18 protein-coding genes are annotated in these 19,264 nt (G+C 46.5%); 13 read left to right on the forward strand and 5 right to left on the reverse strand.

The annotated features are described in order from the left end of the window. The first annotated feature begins 58 nt into the window (after positions 1–58). Positions 59–976, forward strand: a complete 918-nt coding sequence (locus R7127_RS00100) for a bifunctional GNAT family N-acetyltransferase/hotdog fold thioesterase (RefSeq protein ID WP_005379283.1) — start codon at positions 59–61, stop codon at positions 974–976. Here the strand turns inward: R7127_RS00100 and R7127_RS00105 are convergent. The 4 genes from R7127_RS00105 to hslR all read right to left on the reverse strand — a co-directional run bounded on the left by R7127_RS00105 (position 962) and on the right by hslR (position 6,528). After that, positions 962–3,079, reverse strand: a complete 2,118-nt coding sequence (locus tag R7127_RS00105) for an AsmA family protein (protein ID WP_005379285.1) — start codon at positions 3,077–3,079, stop codon at positions 962–964. The genes R7127_RS00100 and R7127_RS00105 overlap by 15 nt on opposite strands. A gap of 190 nt (positions 3,080–3,269) precedes the next feature. Next, on the reverse strand, positions 3,270–4,898 hold the full coding sequence (gene pckA, locus R7127_RS00110) for a phosphoenolpyruvate carboxykinase (ATP) (protein ID WP_053307278.1): 1,629 nt from the start codon (positions 4,896–4,898) through the stop codon (positions 3,270–3,272). 336 nt (positions 4,899–5,234) lie between these two features. Further along, positions 5,235–6,110 carry an Hsp33 family molecular chaperone HslO gene (gene hslO, locus R7127_RS00115; protein ID WP_005379290.1) on the reverse strand — a complete coding sequence of 292 codons (876 nt, stop codon included), beginning with the start codon at positions 6,108–6,110 and terminating at the stop codon, positions 5,235–5,237. Between the two features lie 31 nt (positions 6,111–6,141). After that, complete coding sequence (gene hslR / locus R7127_RS00120) at positions 6,142–6,528, reverse strand: ribosome-associated heat shock protein Hsp15 (RefSeq protein ID WP_005379292.1); 387 nt, start codon at positions 6,526–6,528, stop codon at positions 6,142–6,144. Between the two features lie 253 nt (positions 6,529–6,781). Here hslR and gspC point away from each other — a divergent pair, with 253 nt between their 5' ends. The 12 genes from gspC to R7127_RS00180 are packed head-to-tail and all read left to right on the forward strand — an operon-like array spanning position 6,782 to position 18,090. Next, positions 6,782–7,708: a type II secretion system protein GspC gene (gene gspC, locus R7127_RS00125; RefSeq protein ID WP_115385654.1), complete on the forward strand. Its 927-nt coding sequence runs from the start codon at positions 6,782–6,784 to the stop codon at positions 7,706–7,708. 36 nt (positions 7,709–7,744) lie between these two features. Further along, positions 7,745–9,763, forward strand: coding sequence for a type II secretion system secretin GspD (gene gspD / locus R7127_RS00130; protein ID WP_005379295.1), 2,019 nt, complete (start codon positions 7,745–7,747; stop codon positions 9,761–9,763). Next, entirely contained in the window at positions 9,763–11,265 is a 1,503-nt protein-coding gene (gene gspE / locus R7127_RS00135) for a type II secretion system ATPase GspE (RefSeq protein WP_005379296.1), read from the forward strand. The genes gspD and gspE overlap by 1 nt, the downstream gene beginning before the upstream one ends. After that, complete coding sequence (gene gspF / locus R7127_RS00140; protein ID WP_005382993.1) at positions 11,265–12,482, forward strand: type II secretion system inner membrane protein GspF; 1,218 nt, start codon at positions 11,265–11,267, stop codon at positions 12,480–12,482. The genes gspE and gspF overlap by 1 nt, the downstream gene beginning before the upstream one ends. A 59-nt stretch (positions 12,483–12,541) precedes the next feature. Continuing rightward, on the forward strand, positions 12,542–12,985 hold the full coding sequence (gspG, locus tag R7127_RS00145; RefSeq protein WP_005379298.1) for a type II secretion system major pseudopilin GspG: 444 nt from the start codon (positions 12,542–12,544) through the stop codon (positions 12,983–12,985). Positions 12,986–13,014: 29 nt separating this feature from the next. Beyond that, positions 13,015–13,614, forward strand: a complete 600-nt coding sequence (locus R7127_RS00150) for a prepilin-type N-terminal cleavage/methylation domain-containing protein (protein ID WP_248487229.1) — start codon at positions 13,015–13,017, stop codon at positions 13,612–13,614. Beyond that, complete coding sequence (gspI, locus tag R7127_RS00155) at positions 13,601–13,990, forward strand: type II secretion system minor pseudopilin GspI (RefSeq protein ID WP_017635009.1); 390 nt, start codon at positions 13,601–13,603, stop codon at positions 13,988–13,990. The genes R7127_RS00150 and gspI overlap by 14 nt, the downstream gene beginning before the upstream one ends. Further along, positions 13,977–14,654, forward strand: a complete 678-nt coding sequence (gene gspJ / locus R7127_RS00160) for a type II secretion system minor pseudopilin GspJ (protein ID WP_054574181.1) — start codon at positions 13,977–13,979, stop codon at positions 14,652–14,654. The genes gspI and gspJ overlap by 14 nt, the downstream gene beginning before the upstream one ends. Continuing rightward, the gene (gene gspK, locus R7127_RS00165; RefSeq protein ID WP_005379302.1) at positions 14,647–15,657 is read left to right on the forward strand and encodes a type II secretion system minor pseudopilin GspK; all 1,011 of its coding nucleotides are present in this window, start codon (positions 14,647–14,649) and stop codon (positions 15,655–15,657) included. Before gspJ ends, gspK begins: the two co-directional genes overlap by 8 nt. After that, positions 15,626–16,828: a type II secretion system protein GspL gene (gspL, locus tag R7127_RS00170; protein ID WP_213964973.1), complete on the forward strand. Its 1,203-nt coding sequence runs from the start codon at positions 15,626–15,628 to the stop codon at positions 16,826–16,828. Before gspK ends, gspL begins: the two co-directional genes overlap by 32 nt. 7 nt (positions 16,829–16,835) lie before the next feature. Beyond that, entirely contained in the window at positions 16,836–17,327 is a 492-nt protein-coding gene (locus R7127_RS00175; protein WP_005383002.1) for a type II secretion system protein M, read from the forward strand. 1 nt (position 17,328) lies between these two features. Continuing rightward, positions 17,329–18,090: a type II secretion system protein N gene (locus R7127_RS00180; RefSeq protein ID WP_104979931.1), complete on the forward strand. Its 762-nt coding sequence runs from the start codon at positions 17,329–17,331 to the stop codon at positions 18,088–18,090. Between the two features lie 302 nt (positions 18,091–18,392). On the opposite strand, the gene cysQ is transcribed toward R7127_RS00180, so the two are convergent. Then, positions 18,393–19,220, reverse strand: a complete 828-nt coding sequence (cysQ, locus tag R7127_RS00185; RefSeq protein WP_005379308.1) for a 3'(2'),5'-bisphosphate nucleotidase CysQ — start codon at positions 19,218–19,220, stop codon at positions 18,393–18,395. Positions 19,221–19,264: the final 44 nt, after the last annotated feature.

Genomic DNA, 19,264 nt, shown 5'->3' on the forward strand with positions numbered 1-19,264 from the left:
AATTGGCTTGGAGTAATTTTTCCGACACTGATTAGTGTTGTGCTTTCAAAGGATTGATATGTTCAAACTCATTACTCCCAAAACCGATAATCAGATAAACAAGTATTATCAGTTTCGCTGGCAACTGCTTCGTGAGCCATGGCGTATGCCGATCGGCTCAGAGCGCGATGAATACGACGAAATGAGTCATCACCGCATGATTGTTGATGGTCGAGGTCGTCCTATGGCGATTGGCCGTTTATACATTACGCCGGACAATGATGGCCAGATCCGCTATATGGCGGTTAAAAATAATCGCCGTAGCAAAGGGATGGGTTCGCTGGTTTTGGTTGCACTAGAGTCGTTAGCACGCCAGGAAGGAGCGAAACGCTTGGTGTGTAATGCCCGTGAAGATGCCATCGCCTTTTATGAAAAAAATGGCTTTGAGCGTCGAGGTGAGCTGACCGATGAGCGTGGCCCTGTGCGCCATCAGCAAATGGTGAAGCAACTGGATCCGATGGCCAATGTGTTACGTCGCCCTGAATGGTGTACTGAGCTTCAACAGCGCTGGGAGCAACAAATCCCAATTAGCGACAAAATGGGGATCAAAATTAACCAGTACACGGGTTACCAGTTTGAATGCTGTGCGCAGCTTAATCCTAACCTTAATCCGCATAACACCATGTTCGCTGGGTCAGCTTTTACCTTAGCAACCCTGACAGGGTGGGGGATGACGTGGCTGCTGCTTAAAGAGCGTGGGCTGCACGGTGATATTGTGTTGGCCGACAGCTCGATTCGCTATCGTCAACCAGTCGAACAAAACCCCGTGGCGAGTACTTCGTTGGATGGGATCAGTGGTGACCTAGACCGATTGGAGTCGGGACGCAAAGCACGCATCGTTATTCACGTAGTGATTTATAGTGGTGACACGCCAGCTGTTGATTTTGTCGGTACCTATATGCTGATACCGAACTACTCGCAGTTACTCAGTTGCTGATGGGGTAAGCGCCGACTGATCTGCTGGGCGCTTATCTGTTTCACCTTCTTGCTCTGTCGGTGAGAGGGTTTGTTCTGCTGCGGAATTCGTGTCGGGTACTTCATCTTCTTCGATAACTTCTTCGTAAAGCTCTTCCTCTTGAGTCTCCAAATTGATGTTATCAATTACGATTGGCTGCTCGATGGAAGGTTCATTTTTCTGTGGAGTCTCAATATCAGTAGGCTCGGCCAGTTTTGATGCGTTCACGCACTCATTACGGTGGGTTTCGCCACTTAGTAGATCGCCTTCAATGTTTCCGCACGACTCTTCCAATTGATAAGTAATGCCACTTAGCGGGTTGTTGGCCATATCAAATGTTCCCCAAACCTTACCACTTATGGCTTTTCCTGAGATGGTGACCGGCGTTATGGCAACTTCCCCTCGTTGCGCGCTTAAACGCAGTGGACTTAAGGTAATGGCTTTGAGCGAATGATCCGCTTGGGACTTCAAGCGGGTATCTCGGAGATTGGCTTCCACTTCACCCGATAAGCTGTAGGCCAGCATGTTGCGATCACCTGATAACCCTTGTAGATCGAGGCTGAGATCGGAAAAACCATCAATAGCCAGTGTGTCGGGTAAAAAATAATCGTGGAAGAGCGATAAGGGAATACCATCAGCATTGACGTTGAGCGCCCAAGGTTGGCTCGGGGTACTCAAATCTATTTGTCCGATGCCTTCTACGTAGCCTTGCTCGAGTGGCGCAAAAAGGCGAGTCAATTGCCAAAAGCCATCCTTGCTTTGCATGGCAAGTGCTGCGTGAGACGTGAGTATTTGGTCATAGCTGGCGTTGACAACGCTGACTTCCAATTCGCCTTGCCAAAGGCCCCAACGTTGAGCAGACTGTTTAATATCAAGCTGTTGCCCTTCGATATTTAAACCGGAAAGTTGCCAATAAGGTTCGTGAGATAGCTGGATAATTTGGCTGCGCTCAATGTCGAGTCGTTCGATTGCAACATGCTCTAACTCGCTGGTGGCGGCGTGCCACCAATTTAGGTTGTCTTCTGGCTGTGTTGCCCACTTGAGGCCTTGAATAGAGGCTTCTTTGAGCTTCCATTGTGTTGGCGTGAACAATCCAGAAACTTGCACTCGACCTTGCTGCCAATCTAAGCTGAGCTCGTTGAGCTGGATTACTCCTGGCTCGATAGCGGCACTCAAACGTGGCTCTATTGCGGTTTGCTGCTGGAATCGAACGCTATCCGCCTGCAATGACACTTGAGCTTTTGTCTTCCAGAGAGACAGTGGCAGCGTGGCGTTTTCCACAGAAAGATCCAAGTTCTGCCAGTGCCAGTCGCCCCATTCAATATCGGCGTTAAGCAAATCTAAGCTATTAATATGATTAATGCTAAATGGTAGATCGTGCCAAGGTTTTGCAAGCAGTGATTGGCGCTGCGTATTACTCAGTTTCAGCTTGTTGATGGTCACATTTACTAAAGACCAGCCTTGAGGATACTGCTCCCCTTGCCCAGATATTTGACTGTTACGCCAGTTAAAAGAGGTGCCATAAAGCGTACTGTCTTGCGGTTTGTAGTCTATATCGACTAAGACTTGATTAAAGGCTTCGCCATTCCAATAGAGTTGGTCAGCTGCAAGTTGAACTTCGCCATATGGTATTAAATGACCATTCCATTGTGGTGATTGAATTTGAAGGTCAATGCCATTGGCAGAGAACTGCTCGTCGGCGTAATCAATATTTTTGAGCGCGATTTGATGGAATAAAACGTTGTCTAAAGGTGGGAGCTTTGGTGCGCCATACTGCAAGCTCATACCATCAATCAATAAACTATCAACGATCCATTTACCATCGCGATAAACATCGGGATTCATCCATAAATCGACTTGCTCGATGTAAGACGCATCGTCTCCGCTGGTGTTCACGCGTTGTAAAGTTAGGTGATAGGGAAAGCCATAACGCACGCTTCCGGCCCGGAAGGGAAGAGAAAAGGTGTTTGACAGCAAGCGCCAGGTTGCGTCCGCGTAAGATGTTGTTAGCAGCGCAATCGTAGCGGCTGGAATGGCAACTAAGATAACCAGTAACAGAAGTAGAACTCGACGCGCTGTTTTCATCTTTGCTAGAACCTACGTGTGTTATGAAATAAAACTAGATAGGCTTTAGCTTGTATCAATATTCTGTGGTATTCAATAAAAAGCCCCTCAAAAGAGGGGCTTGAAGCAATTTTTGTAACTTGGCCTACGTAAAGGTGATAAGTTAATGCCAACTTTTCACTGCGTTTACGCGACGTCGCTGTTACTCGATTTAATCAATCTGAGGACCAGCCGCAACCAGAGATTTACCTTCAGCGTTGTCTGTGTACTTATCAAAGTTATTGATAAAGCGCGCTGCTAAATCTTTCGCTTTGCTTTCCCACTGAAGTGGGTCAACGTACGTGTCGCGAGGGTCTAGAATGCTAGGATCCACACCTGGTAGTGACGTTGGTACTTCAAGGTTGAAGATTGGAATGTGCTTAGTTGGTGCTTCTTCAATCGAACCATCAAGAATGGCATCAATAATTCCGCGTGTATCTTGAATAGAGATACGTTTGCCAGTGCCGTTCCAACCAGTATTCACTAGGTAAGCCTCAGCGCCCGCTGCTTCCATGCGTTTTACCAGTACTTCCGCGTATTTTGTTGGGTGGAGCGTTAGGAACGCCGCGCCGAAACAAGCAGAGAAAGTTGGTGTTGGCTCAGTAATACCGCGCTCTGTTCCCGCTAGTTTGGCGGTAAAGCCAGACAGGAAGTGGTACTTAGTTTGCTCAGGTGTCAATTTAGATACTGGAGGCAGTACGCCAAATGCATCGGCTGATAGGAAGATCACTTTATTCGCGTGACCGCCTTTTGATACTGGTTTAACGATATTATCGATATGGTAGATAGGGTAAGAAACACGTGTGTTTTCTGTTTTCGAACCATCATCAAAATCGATAGAGCCATCGCCACGTACTGTTACGTTTTCTAGCAGTGCATCACGACGAATTGCGTTGTAGATGTCCGGCTCCGCTTCTTTCGAAAGTTTGATGGTTTTTGCGTAACAACCACCTTCGAAGTTGAAGACACCGTCATCATCCCAGCCGTGCTCATCATCACCAATTAGCGCACGTTTAGGATCAGTCGACAGGGTCGTTTTACCCGTACCAGATAGACCGAAGAATACCGCTACATCGCCATCTTTGCCCATGTTAGCGCTACAGTGCATTGATGCGATGTCTTTTAGTGGAAGGAAGTAGTTCATCATGGCGAACATACCTTTCTTCATTTCACCGCCGTACCAAGTACCACCGATAAGTTGCATGCGCTCGGTTAGGTTAAATACGGTGAAGTTTTCTGAGTTCAGGCCTTGCTCTTCCCATTTTGGATTAGTGCATTTTGCGCCATTCATTACTACGAAGTCTGGTTCAAATATCGCTAACTCTTCTTCCGTCGGGCGAATAAACATGTTTTTAACGAAGTGCGCTTGCCATGCGACTTCTGTGATAACACGAATGCTCAAACGTGTATCTGGGTTTGCACCACAGTAACCGTCAACAACAAACAAGCGTTTGTTAGAAAGCTGGTTTGTGACCAGTTCTTTTAGCTCGTCCCACACTTCAGGAGTGATTGGTTTGTTATCATTTTTCACTTGATCAGACGTCCACCACATATGTTCTTCTGTCGTAGCGTCTTTGACGATATATTTATCTTTTGGTGAGCGACCAGTAAAGATGCCAGTGTCAACGGCAACCGCACCTAGTTCAGTAACCACGCCGCGCTCATAACCGGTTAGGTCTTCACGCGTTTCTTCCTCAAACAACATTTCGTAGCTTGGGTTGCGAATAACCTCTTTTACGTTATGCAGTCCGTGCTTGGTTAGATCAAGTGTTGCAGCCTTAGTATGTTCCATAACGGTCATAGGTGCTCCTTATAAGGATTTTGTAGGGATTTTGTAAGAATGTTTTAATTTTAATCTGCTCACCATGCTAGCAACGGGGCGGGGAGAAAACAGGGAGATAGCTCAAAATTTACCCATGATTTCAATAAGGTTTTAGGTAACCCGTCACATATTGGTGGGAATAGTCTATCGTGCACGCAATCCTTTGCGCTAGGGCAAAATCATTATTAATTGTTTAAAATTAAGCAGTTGTTTTATTACGCTTGAGGCTAGTTATTACGAGGGGTTGATCACAAAAAGGCCAGCATTAAGCTGGCCTTTTGTAGGGTAAATTACGTGCTTGATAAGCTATGTAAATTAATGCAGGGTTTTCTTGTCCGTAGAAGCTTGTGCATACAGTTCAGTGACTTCAGATTCGTCGAACGTATAAGTTGTGCCACAGTAATCACAATGTAAAGAAACTGATCCAACTTCTGCCAAAATGTCATAAATTTCAGCTTTCTCAACGGTGATGATTGCGGCACCGCTACGCTCACGAGAACAGCCACAATGGAACTCGACAGGTTGCGGCTCGTACAGACGTACTTTGTCTTGGTTATATAGTCGATACAATAACTCGTTCGCTTCTAAACCAAACAATTCTTCATCTTTTACTGTGTCAGTGAGCTGCTCTAGATGTTCGAAATCATCTGGAGAGCCAGTGCCGTCAGGGATCACTTGAATCAACATACCTGCTGCGTGTGCTTTGCCTTCATGCTCACCAGTGCGGATCCATAGGCGCGTTTTTAACTGCTCTGAGTTTGCAAAGTAGCCTTCTAGCACTTCTGCTAAAGTGTCACCTTCTAGTCCAACGACGCCTTGGTAACGCTCGCCGTTTTTCGGTTCGATGGTGATCACAAGGTAGCCCTTACCCATTAGATCGTGAATGTTTGCGTCATCGGCAACATCGCCTTCCCAGCGAGCTACGCCACGAACACGTTGGTTATGGTCACCGTTGATAACGGCAAGAGACACAGGACCGTCGCCTTGTAGCTGGATGGTGATCGAACCTTCGAACTTAAGAGTGGCAGTTAAAAGAGTAGTTGAAACGAGTAGCTCACCCAGCAGTTTCTCTATTGCTGCCGGATATTCCTTGCTGGAGATAACACGTTGGTACGCTTCATCCAATTGTACCAACTCGCCACGTACTGAAAGATCTTCGAATAGGTAGCGGTTTAAAACATTATTTGCCATGGAGTGCTTTCCTCGTTGGTAATTCCGGCTTTTATTGGTGTTTGAACTTAATGATGTCTCGGCGCTGCTTTTTATCTGGGCGGCGTTCCGGACTTGGGTTGTGGGCATTAAGCTTACGTTGAGTCGCGTGTTCCTCACGTTTCGCGATACTCTCATTGGTTTCGCGATATAAGGTTTGTGCGATGGGAGCGCCTCGGCGTTGATCTGAGATTTGTTCGATGATCACGATTTTTTCTTCGTTGCCTTGACGAAGTCTGACTTCAGCGCCCACTTCAACGATTTTACTCGGCTTGCTTCGTTGGCCATTATAGTGGACTTTACCGCCATCGACCATGTTACGCGCGATGGAGCGGGTTTTGTAAAATCTTGCGGCCCATAGCCATTTATCTAGCCTAACGGCTTCATTTAGGGAACTCATAGAACACTACGCTATCTAATCACTGCCCGAATACGGCAATGAGTGATGGATTATTCACCTACAGATGGAGTCAAGGCGTATTTTTTTCAAGGGAGTTGGCAAAAACTGCATAAGAAAAAGGTATGAAAGACAACTTGTGATATAGTTCACTGCTCTTTGTTGAGTAATAATTTTATTGCAAATTTAGCAATTTAAAGTCGATAGCTATCGTTATAGCTTAAATGACGGACGTTAGAATAAAGGAATCCATTCAGTGAAACGTTTAGAGCTAAGTGCAGGATTATCAAGCAGACCGCTACTGGCTCAGATCAAGTCCAATCATTATACCATTCAAGCCAAACTTAGCTTGTTGCTTACCTGTCTGTTTATTGCGATAACCGGATGGATACTTGGCAAAATTGTGTGGTTAGCCATACCTCAATCGTCGGAAGTGCCGCAATGGCGTCCATCGGCGAGTAGCGTTACTGCGAGCAATAAAGGCGACGCGATAGATTTTAATGCCCTTCAGAATGCCAACCTATTCGGTAAATTCACTGAGCAAAAAGCGGCAGTTGTAGAACAGCCTATTGTTAAAGACGCCCCTAAGACGCGCCTTAACCTCACCCTAGTCGGTGCGGTTGCCAGCAGTGATGCCAATACCAGCCTTGCTGTTATTGCTAACCGAGGTAAGCAAGCTACGTACGGTTTGGGTGAAGAAATCGAAGGGACACGTGCGACGCTAAAAGCGGTATTGGTGGATCGCGTCATCATTGATAACCAAGGTCGAGACGAGACCTTAATGATGCAAGGTATAGAATATAAGAAGCTATCTGAATCGCCGCAGGTAGCTAGGGCGCAAGCTCAGCGAGCAGAAGCAGCGACGTCTGACGTTGGAGAGAAATTAGAGCAAATCCGCGAAGAAATTGCGAAAGATCCACAAAGCGTTTTTAAATACATCACCATTTCACCCGTCAAAAAAGACGGAGACATTGTTGGTTATCGAGTATCACCTGGTCGTGATGCCGCATTATTTAATGATGTAGGGCTACAACCTGGTGATATTGCGGTTCAACTGAACGGGATCGATTTAAGTGATCCGTCTTCTTCAGTACAACTGATGCAAGTGATGAGCGATCCGCAAGAATTAAATTTAACTGTTGAGCGAGACGGCCAACAGTACGATATCTATATCCAATTGTAAGACTTAGGCAACCGGCGTAAGTTCAGGGAGACATACGTGAAACATTGGTTCAGCAAAAGTGCTTGGCTACTAGCAGGAAGTTTACTCTGCGTACCAGGTGCAATGGCAAACGAATTTAGTGCGAGCTTTAAAGGCACTGATATTCAAGAATTCATCAACATAGTGGGTCGTAACCTCGAAAAGACCATCATTGTTGATCCTTCAGTACGCGGTAAGATCGATGTCCGCAGCTATGACGTACTTAACGAAGAGCAATATTACAGCTTTTTCCTTAATGTCCTTGAAGTATACGGTTACGCAGTCGTAGAGATGGACAATGGGGTACTTAAGGTTATCAAAGCAAAAGACTCAAAAACCTCAGCAATCCCTGTGTTAGGTGATGGTAGCGCGCAAGGCGATAGTGTTATCACTCGAGTTGTCGCGGTGCGTAATGTGTCGGTCCGTGAGTTGTCTCCTCTACTTCGTCAGCTGATTGATAACGCCGGTGCCGGTAACGTGGTTCATTATGATCCAGCGAATATTATCTTGATTACTGGTCGTGCGGCAGTAGTGAATCGCTTAGCAGAGATCATCAAGCGTGTTGACCAAGCCGGCGATAAAGAAATTGAATTGGTGGAGCTGCGTAATGCATCTGCTGCTGAAATGGTACGCATTGTCGAAGCACTGAATAAAAGTGCGAATCAGAAAAGCACGCCAGAGTTCCTTGAACCTAAAATTGTGGCCGATGAACGTACTAACGCGATTTTAATTTCTGGTGATCCAAAAGTAAGAGCCCGCTTGAAACGTTTGATTCGTCAACTTGATGTTGAAATGGCGACAAAAGGTAACAACCGAGTTGTGTACCTGAAAAATGCGAAAGCTGAAGACTTGGTGGATGTATTGAAAGGTGTTTCCGATAACCTGCAAGCTGAAAAGCAAGCTGGTCAGAAAACATCAGGTGCATCGCGTGGTGAGGTCGTCATTGCTGCTCACGCTGCAACTAACTCGTTAGTTTTAACAGCGCCACCAGATATTATGATGGCATTACAAGACGTCATTTCTCAACTCGATATTCGTCGTGCTCAGGTTCTTATTGAAGCGTTAATTGTCGAAATGTCTGAAGGTGATGGTATTAACCTAGGTGTTCAGTGGGGTTCATTAGAAACGGGTGCTGTAATTCAGTACGGTAACTCAGGAGCCCCGATTGGTCAGGTGATGGTTGGGCTAGAAGAAGCAAAAGATCAAACCCGAACTGAATACTATACCAACTCTAATGGCGAACGAACGCCATATGATGTTACTGAATCAGGTGACTACTCTACGCTAGCGTCAGCACTTAGCGGAGTAAATGGTGCGGCAATGAGTATTGTCATGGGTGACTGGACAGCGCTAATTAGTGCTGTTGCTTCTGACTCCAACTCAAACATTCTATCTTCTCCAAGTATCACTGTAATGGATAATGGTGAAGCATCATTTATTGTGGGTGAAGAGGTTCCGGTTATTACGGGCTCTACGGCTGGCTCAAACAACGACAACCCATTCCAAACGGTTGACCGTAAAGAAGTCGGTATCAAACTCAAAGTAGTGCCACAAATTAACGAAGGTGACTCTGTACAGTTAAACATTGAACAAGAAGTTTCCAACGTATTAGGCGCAAACGGTGCGGTTGACGTTCGCTTTGCTAAACGACAGTTAAACACCTCTGTCATGATCCAAGATGGTCAGATGTTGGTTCTTGGTGGTTTGGTCGATGAACGCGCACTTGAAAGTGAGTCTAAAGTGCCGCTATTGGGTGACATTCCGGTACTTGGCCATCTGTTCAAGTCAACTAGCACGCAAACAGAAAAACGTAACTTGATGGTGTTCATCAAGCCGACGATTATTCGCGATGGTGTGACGGCCGACGGTATTACGCAGCGTAAATACAACTTTATTCGCGCAGAACAGCTTTACAAAGCGGATCAAGGTTTGAAGTTGATGGCTGACGAGAAGATCCCGGTTATGCCAGCCTTTGGCCAGGAGCGTCAGCACCCAACAGAGATCCAAGCGTTTATTGATCAAATGGAAAACAACTAATGGTTGATATGTTAGACACAGCGCCAAGTATGCGTCGTCTGCCATTCAGTTTTGCCAACCGCTTTAAACTGGTGCTGGAGACAGAGCATCCTGAGCGTCCACCTATTCTTTACTATGTCGAGCCGCTTAACCCTGCGGCTCTGGTTGAAGTCCGTCGTGTATTAAAGAAAAGCTTCGTACCGCAACCTATCGATAAAGAAGCCTTTGATAAAAAGCTGACTGAAGCATATCAACGCGACTCGTCTGAAGCGCGTCAGTTGATGGAAGATATTGGTGCTGATAGCGATGATTTCTTCTCTTTGGCTGAAGAACTGCCGCATGATGAAGACTTATTAGAATCGGAAGACGATGCGCCAATCATCAAATTGATCAACGCCATGTTGGGTGAAGCGATCAAAGAAGGTGCGTCGGATATTCATATTGAGACGTTCGAGAAAACCCTTTCGATTCGTTTCCGTGTCGATGGCGTATTACGTGAAGTTCTGACCCCAAGTCGTAAGCTAGCGCCTTTGCTGGTTTCTCGTGTGAAGGTTATGGCTAAACTAGATATCGCAGAAAAGCGTGTGCCTCAAGATGGCCGTATTTCGTTGCGTATCGGTGGTCGTGCGGTGGACGTGCGTGTATCGACGATGCCGTCCTCTCATGGGGAGCGCGTGGTAATGCGTCTGTTGGATAAAAACGCGACTCGTCTTGATTTACATAGTTTGGGCATGACCCCTTCAGTGCATGACAACTTCCGTCACTTGATTGGCCGCCCTCACGGTATCATCTTGGTGACGGGCCCGACAGGTTCTGGTAAATCCACCACCTTGTACGCTGGCTTGCAAGAGATCAATAGCAACGAACGCAACATTCTAACGGTTGAAGACCCGATCGAATTTGATATTGATGGCATCGGTCAAACTCAGGTGAACCCAAAGGTCGACATGACGTTTGCGCGCGGCTTGCGTGCCATTCTGCGTCAGGACCCGGATGTGGTGATGGTCGGTGAGATCCGTGACTTAGAAACCGCACAAATTGCAGTGCAAGCGTCCTTAACGGGTCACTTGGTAATGTCGACTCTCCACACCAACACCGCAGTGGGTGCGATTACGCGTCTACGTGATATGGGTATTGAGCCATTCCTTATTTCTTCTTCGTTATTAGGGGTGCTAGCGCAGCGCTTAGTTCGAACGCTTTGTCCAAGCTGTAAAGAGCCGTATGAAGCCGATGCGGAACAGAAAAAACTGTTTGGTATGGAAGCGCATGAACCGTTAGAACTGCACCGAGCAAAAGGCTGTGAAGCGTGTAACCAAAAAGGCTACCGAGGTCGAACAGGTATCCACGAGCTCATTATGGTCGATGAGCAAGTGCAAGAATTGATTCATCGAGAGTCTGGTGAACAAGAAATTGAGAGAGCCGTTCGCGCCCATACGCCAAGTATTCGCAGCGATGGTTTAAGCAAAGTGCGTCGTGGCATTACGTCACTTGAAGAAGTGATGCGAGTGACGAAGGAAACCTAATGGCGGCATTTGAGTACAAAGCGCTAGATGCAAAAGGCAAGCATAAAAAAGGCACTATAGAAGGGGACAACGCCCGACAAGTGCGCCAGCGACTCAAAGAGCAAGGGATGATCCCGATTGAAGTGGTCGAGACGAAAGCTAAATCGGCTAAGTCTTCAGGTTCAGTCAGCTTTAAGCGCGGCATCTCGACATCTGAGCTGGCACTCATCACACGGCAATTGTCTACGCTAGTCCAATCAGGAATGCCTTTGGAAGAGTGTTTGCGTGCGGTCTCTGAGCAGGCTGAAAAGCCGAGGATTCGTTCTATGTTGGCTGCGGTTCGCTCGAAAGTAACCGAGGGTTATCCGCTCGCCGACAGTTTTGCCGATTACCCACACGTGTTTGATGAACTGTACCGCTCCATGGTTGCGGCGGGCGAAAAATCAGGTCACCTCGATACCGTATTAGAGCGTTTGGCAGACTATGTCGAAAACCGCCAAAAGATGCGATCTAAATTGCTTCAAGCAATGATTTATCCTGTAGTTTTGGTGGTATTCGCGGTTGTCATCGTTTCGTTCTTATTGGCGACAGTGGTTCCTAAAATCATTGAACCCATCATTCAGATGGGCCAAGAGTTACCTCAATCGACGCAATTTTTACTGGCAGCCAGTGAGTTTGTGCAAGATTGGGGGCTGATTATTTTCGTTGTGCTGGTGGCGCTTTTCTATGGCCTCAAACTGGCGTTGCAAAAGCCAGACTTTCGCTTAGCTTGGGACAGAAAAATCTTGAGCTTACCGCTAATAGGTAAGATCTCTCGAGGTTTGAATACCGCACGATTCGCGCGAACACTTTCGATCTGTACTTCCAGTGCGATTCCAATTCTCGAGGGTATGCGCGTTGCGGTAGATGTTATGTCTAACCGTTATGTGAAGCAGCAAGTGTTGCTTGCAGCGGATAACGTCCGAGAGGGCGCTAGTTTGCGTAAGGCGTTGGACCAAACCCGCTTGTTTCCACCAATGATGCTACACATGATCGCCAGTGGTGAGCAAAGTGGTGAATTAGAGAGCATGTTGACGCGGGCAGCCGATAACCAAGATCAAAACTTTGAATCAACAGTCAATATTGCTCTGGGTGTGTTTACTCCTGCGCTGATTGCATTAATGGCTGGATTAGTGTTGTTCATTGTGATGGCGACCTTGATGCCAATGCTAGAAATGAATAATTTGATGAGCGGATAATTTCGAATTAAGACGTGTCTACTAACGGCATGGCTTTAATCTAACTTTCGGAGAAAAAAATGAAGTTTAAGCGTAGTAAACAACAGGGTTTTACACTTTTAGAAGTGATGGTTGTTGTCGTTATCCTTGGTATTTTGGCAAGTTTCGTTGTTCCAAACCTATTGGGTAACAAAGAGAAGGCTGACCAACAAAAAGCGATTACGGACATCGTAGCGCTGGAAAATGCCCTAGATATGTACAAGTTGGATAACAGCGTTTACCCAACAACGGACCAAGGTCTAGAAGCATTGGTTAGCAAGCCATCTAACCCAGAGCCACGCAACTACCGTGATGGTGGTTACATCAAACGTCTTCCTAATGACCCCTGGGGCAACCAGTACCAATACTTAAGCCCAGGTGATAACGGTACAATCGATATCTTCACTCTAGGCGCAGATGGCCAAGAAGGTGGAGAAGGTCCAGCTGCAGATATTGGCAACTGGAACATGCAAGACTTCCAATAATTGAGCCTAAGCCAGCACTAATGAAACAAATGCGAAAACATAACGGTTTTACATTGATAGAAATTCTATTGGTGCTGGTTTTGCTATCTCTTACGGCTGTGGCCGTGATCTCGACATTACCGACTAGCCAAAAAGATCTTTCCAAACAGTATGCTCAAAGCTTTTTTCAGCGTTTACAGCTGCTCAATGAAGAAGCGGTGCTGAGCGGTAAAGATTTTGGCGTTCGAGTGGATGATGCCAAATCGACCTACTCTTTACTGAGTTTAACCTCAGAAGGTTGGCAGCCTCTGAAATTAAAGCAGATTCCGAGCAAAACCAAGCTAGAAGAAGATATTACGCTACAACTCGAACTCGGAGGTGGTGCTTGGGATAATGATGAGCGCTTATTCAAACCAGGCTCTCTTTTTGATGAAGACATGTTCGCAGAAGAAGAGGACGAAAAGAAAATTGAGCCACCGCAAGTGTTTATCTTTTCCAGCGCCGAAGTCACGCCATTTACCCTGTCTTTTTTTCCGCAAAATGGTGATGCCTTTAATGACGGTTGGCGAGTCATTGGCAAAGAAAGTGGACAAATTTTGTTATTAGCTCCGGGCGAAGAAGTGAAAGAGGATGAGAATGCGCAATTTTAAGCAAGCTCGCCCCAATTTGAGTCATCGCCGGACGAGAGGCATGACCTTACTGGAAGTATTGGTCGCACTGGCAATTTTCGCCACCGCTGCCATCAGTGTCATTCGCTCCGTGAGCCAGCATATTAATACAATCAGTTATTTAGAAGAAAAAATGTTTGCAGCCATGGTTGTGGATAATCAGATGGCAAATGTGATGTTGAATACCGGAGAACTCAAAGCGAAAAACGGCACAGAAGAGCTGGCAGGACGCACTTGGTTCTGGAAAGTCACGCCAGTCGCCACGACGCAGCCATTGCTGAAAGCATTTGATGTGAGCGTCTCGGTAGAGAAAAGCGCGAGCCCTGTAGTAACGGTACGAAGCTATGTGGCGCAATAATCATCCCCGCGCAAACACGCGCCAAAGGGTAAAAGGTTTTACACTTATTGAAGTGTTGGTATCGATTGCCATCTTTGCCAGTTTAAGTGTCGCTGCGTACCAAGTGGTATCGCAAGTACAGCGTAGCAATGCGCTATCACAAGAACGAACCCAACGCTTAAACGAAATTCAGCGTGCCATGGTGATGATGGATAACGATTTTCGTCAAATGGCGATGCGTCAAACGCGTACTAATGGTGAAGAGCCTGCTAGCCGGCTAATTTTTTGGTCCGATTACCTGTTGGACTCCGATACCAAAGGACTGATGTTTGCCCGTTTAGGTTGGCACAACCCTCAGCAGCAGTTCCCTCGTGGAGAAGTAACCAAGGTTGGCTATCGCTTAAAAGAAGAAACACTGCAGCGAGTATGGTGGCGCTATCCTGATACGCCGGTTGGGCAACAAGGTACTGTTACTCCATTGCTAACGCAGGTCGAGTCATTTGATATGCGTTTCTATGATGGTAAGCAATGGAAAAAAGAGTGGGCTGAAGAAAAAGCGCTGCCGAAAGCGGTTTCTGTTGTTCTCACTCTCAAAGACTATGGAGAAATTACCCGCACTTATCTCACTCCTGATGGCACATTGAGTCAGAAAGAGGAAAGTTCAGGAGACAGCAATAATGGTTAACCGTCAGCGCGGTGTTGCTTTGATTATAGTGTTGATGTTGCTGGCGATTATGGCGACGGTTGCCGCCAGCATGTCGGAACGTTTGTTCTTGCAGTTTCAGCGAGGCGCTAATCAAATCAATTACCAGCAAGCGTACTGGTACAGCCTTGGCGTCGAGGCGCTAGCAAAAGTGGGTATCGAGCAAAGTTATAAAGACACCGACACGATTAATATGAGTCAACCGTGGGCGATAAAAGAGCAAGTCTATCCGTTAGATTATGGTCAAGCGGCGGGACGAATTAGAGACAAGCAAGCGTGCTTTAATCTAAATGTATTGAGTCGTGTGCAACCAACGGGTCAGCAAATTACAAGACCATATTTAGTGAATGTATTGCAGCGCCTATTAGAAGAGTTGGATGTCGAGCCATATCAAGCAGAAATCATTGCAGACTCTACTTGGGAATACATTGATGCTGACGACTCTGTCCGTTCGACTACTGGGGTTGAAGACAGCACATATGAAGCGATGAAGCCTTCCTATTTAGCATCAAATGGTTGGATGGCAGATGCTTCCGAGTTACGGGCTGTCTATCAGGTGAGTGGTGAAATTTTCCAAAAATTGGAGCCGTTGGTCTGTGCATTACCAAGTGATGACTGGCGTTTAAACGTGAATACGATTGATGTTGAGCAAGCTCCGATTTTGGTGGCAATGTTCTCACCAAACTTAAGCAGTAGTGATGCGATTCAGCTAATTGAAAAACGCCCATTTGATGGGTGGGATAGCATTGATGAATTTTTAGCAGAGTCAGAAATGGCTGGCTTAAGTGAAGATGTAAAGAAAAACGCCAAAGGCTATTTGGGTGTGGATAGCGCCTTTTTTGAATTGGATGCACAAGTGTTGGTGGATGAATCACGTGTACGTATCCGAAGCCTTTTGCAAAGTACAAATAGAGAAACGGTGACCGTAGTTCGCCGTCGTTTTGGAGGGATCAGTGAGCGAGTTTCTGACCGTTCGGCTGAGTAGCGAACAACAAAGTACCATTCCTTGGGTGGTGTGGTCGACAGATCAACAGGAAGTGATTGCTAGCGGTGAAATCGCCGGGTGGGAACACTTAGATGAATTGGTCTCATATGCTGGTCAGCGCCAAGTTGTGGCGCTGTTGGCGAGTAATGATGTGGTCCTGACGCAAGTGGATATACCGCCTGGTGCAACACGCCAATTCGAGGCGATGTTACCGTACTTAGTGGAAGACGAAGTTGCTCAGGACGTTGATGGCCTGCACTTTAGCGTGTTGGGTAAACAAGCGGACAAAGCGCAGATTTGCGCAGTTGAACGTGCTTGGATTCAGACTGTACTGCAACGTTTTTCAAGCCAAGGTATCGCCATTAAACGCATTTTACCCGATGTGCTTGCATTACCGGTTCGTGGAGAGCACAGCAGTGCTGCAATGATTGGCGAGCAATGGCTAATTCGTCACTCTGCGACAGAGGGCGCGGTTGTCGACGCTTCTTGGTTAGACCTTTACCTCTCTTCTTATCTACAAAATCATGAAGGTTGGAAGCTCGATTGCTTTAGCTCGGTCCCTGAATCTGCGTTACCTGAAATATGGGATCCGCAACCAGAAGAAATGACGATGGCTTTACTGGCGAAGGGGGTGACAGAAAGCAAAGTCAATTTGCTGACTGGGATCTTCAAGCCGAAATCTTCTTGGGGTAAATACTGGAAGCTCTGGCAAAAAACCACCATTGCTGCGGGGGTGCTTATCGTCGTCATGGTTGCGCAGCAGTTGCTCGTGGTCCACAAGTACGAAGCACAAGCTCAAGCGTATCGTGAGGAGAGTGAGCGTATTTTCCGCCAAGTGTTCCCAAATAAACGACGCATTCCTACCGTTAGTTACCTCAAACGACAAATGGATGATGAAGAGCGCCGCTTATCTGGTGGAAGTGGTCAGCAGGCAATGTTGTCATGGTTGGCGGCATTACCCGCGACGCTTGGTCAGGTCAGCGACTTGGAGATCACTAGCTTTAAATACGACGGACAACGTGGCGAAGTACGTATTCAGGCTCGTAGTTCAGACTTCCAACCTTTTGAGCAGGCTCGTGTGAAATTGGCAGAGAAGTTTAATGTTGAGCAAGGTCAGTTGAACCGTAGCGATAACGTTGTGGTTGGCAGCTTTGTTTTGAAGCGTTTGTGAGGTGATGATGAAAAACTTAATTTCTCAAGCTCAGGTTTGGTGGAGCAGCATCTCGCAGCGTGAGCAGCGTTTGGTCATGGGATGTGGCGCTATTGCCGTTATCGGTATTATTTATTGGGGTTTATTACAGCCAATGAGCCAACGTGCGGAGCTAGCTCAGTCACGTATTCAAAGCGAAAAACAGTTGCTAGCTTGGGTACAAGATAAAGCGGATGGCATCACTGCACTGCGAAAAAGCAGCGGTGTGAGCTACTCTAGTCAACCGTTGAATCAGTTGGTTTCTTCTTCAGCTCGTCGTTATAAAGTTGAGTTGATTCGAGTACAACCTCGTAATGAGAGCGTTCAAGTGTGGATCAAACCACTCGCGTTTAATCAACTAGTGGATTGGTTACGTTACTTGAAAGAGCAACAGGGTATTGAAGTCGAATTTTTAGATATCGACCGAACAGAGCAAGCGGGCATGATCGATGTAAACCGCCTTCAGTTTAAGCGAGGTTAAGGTGAAGCGAGCAGTACTTTACGTTGTTATCTTTATCGTCTTTTTTTCAGTCAGTCTTTTAATGGGATTACCAGTCTCTTGGGTGTTACAACAAGCACCAACAGTGAGAGGCCTGGACATTCAAGGAACCAACGGTTCGGTATGGCAAGGTCAAGCTTCTAGTATTCGTTGGCAGCGCCAGAACCTTGGAGAAGTTAATTGGGATTTCCAATGGTCGAGTCTACTGACAGGTAAAGCTGAGTTTGCTGTGCGCTTTGGTCGTGGTAGTGAAATAGACGTCCGTGGGCGCGGTTTTGTCGGCTATAGCTTAAGTGATGGCCCTTATGCCAATAACTTAGTTGCCTCGATTCCGGCGGTAAAAGTTGTTGAGCAAGCGCGCCTCCCTGTGCCTGTTGGTGTTGATGGGCAGCTTGAGCTGAATATTCGTCATGCGACTTATGCTGCGCCTTGGTGTAAGAACGGTGAAGGCACTTTAGTATGGAATGCCAGTGGTATTCAAAGCCCCGTTGGCAGCTTAGATCTCGGTCCTGTGATTGCCGATATAAACTGTCAGGATAGTGTATTGACGGCAACTGGTGAGCAGAGCAGCAAACAAGTCTCTGCGGCGTTTTCCGCTGAACTGATGCCTAATCAACGGTACTCAACCAAAGCGTGGTTCAAACCTGGTGCAGAGTTCCCATCCAGCATGGGGGAGCAACTGAAATGGTTGGGTAAGCCGAATGCTCAAGGTCAATATGAGTTTAATTACCAAGGGCGCTTCTAACCTATCGTGACAAAATCCAATATCTTAAAAGAGCTGCTATTGTGCAGCTCTTTTTGCTTTTGGATCATCGTAAGCTAAAACCTCTATTCGCTGTACATTCGATCTTGATTGGGAATGAGTGAAAGTTTAAAGCCATGATTTTTAATCGATTTGTTTCTTTTGTTCAGCTTTGCAAGTAATTGGAATATAGTAGGCCAAATACTCCAAGTGCTGTACAGAAGGTCAAAAAGAAAAGGCCACGAAGATATTCGTGGCCTTTCTATTGCTAGAATTTTGTGCTCTAAATTTTACCGATAGGGCGCTTAATCTTTGCGTTGTAAAATCTCATTCCAAGGTAAATCCGCATCACCAAGAACAATAAAGTTCGGGTTTTCTAGTGTTTCCCGCTCGTTATATGACAGCGGTTCTAATTGCGTGCTGAGAATACGTCCGCCAGCTTCTTCAACAATGCATTGTGTCGCAGCGGTGTCCCACTCACCTGTTGGACCTAGTCGGAGATAGCAATCTACCGCCCCTTCCGCGACGAGGCATGCTTTCAATGCTGCAGAACCGAGCGGTATTAAGTCGTAATTCCAGGCGCTGCTCATACGGTTAGTAATACGATTGATGTCTTGGCGACGACTAATAGCAATTGCGATGCTTTGCTCTGGCTGTTCGTGTTTGTGTGTATGGATTTTGACGCTGTCCGACATGTCGGGAATTTTCCAGGCGCCTTTGCCATTATAAGCGTAGTAAGTCACGCCAGATACAGGGCCGTAAACGACGCCCATGGTTGGTCGATTGTTGTCGACCAACGCAATAATAGTGGCAAAGTCACCACTGCGAGCGATGAATTCTTGAGTACCATCAAGAGGGTCGACTAACCAATAACGTTCCCACTGAGCGCGTTGCTCTAAGCTTATGTCTGCGTCTTCTTCTGACAACACGGGAATGTCAGGCGTCAGATCACTCAAGCGTTCAGTGATGAACTTGTGAGCTGCAATATCCGCACTTGTTACGGGAGTTTCGTCACTTTTGGTGTAGGCCTCGTATTGCTTCTTTTCATATATTTCGAGGATCATTTGCCCAGCACTGCGGGCAATCTCGATGACTTGAGGAAGTAGGTGAGATAGATCTTTTGTCATTGGCATAAGTGATAGTCCTTACTCACAGTGTTATTCGGTTCTAATGACCG

Origin of the sequence: Vibrio sp. 1159 (assembly GCF_033340395.1) — a bacterium.
In the GTDB taxonomy this organism is placed as follows: domain Bacteria; phylum Pseudomonadota; class Gammaproteobacteria; order Enterobacterales; family Vibrionaceae; genus Vibrio; species Vibrio alginolyticus.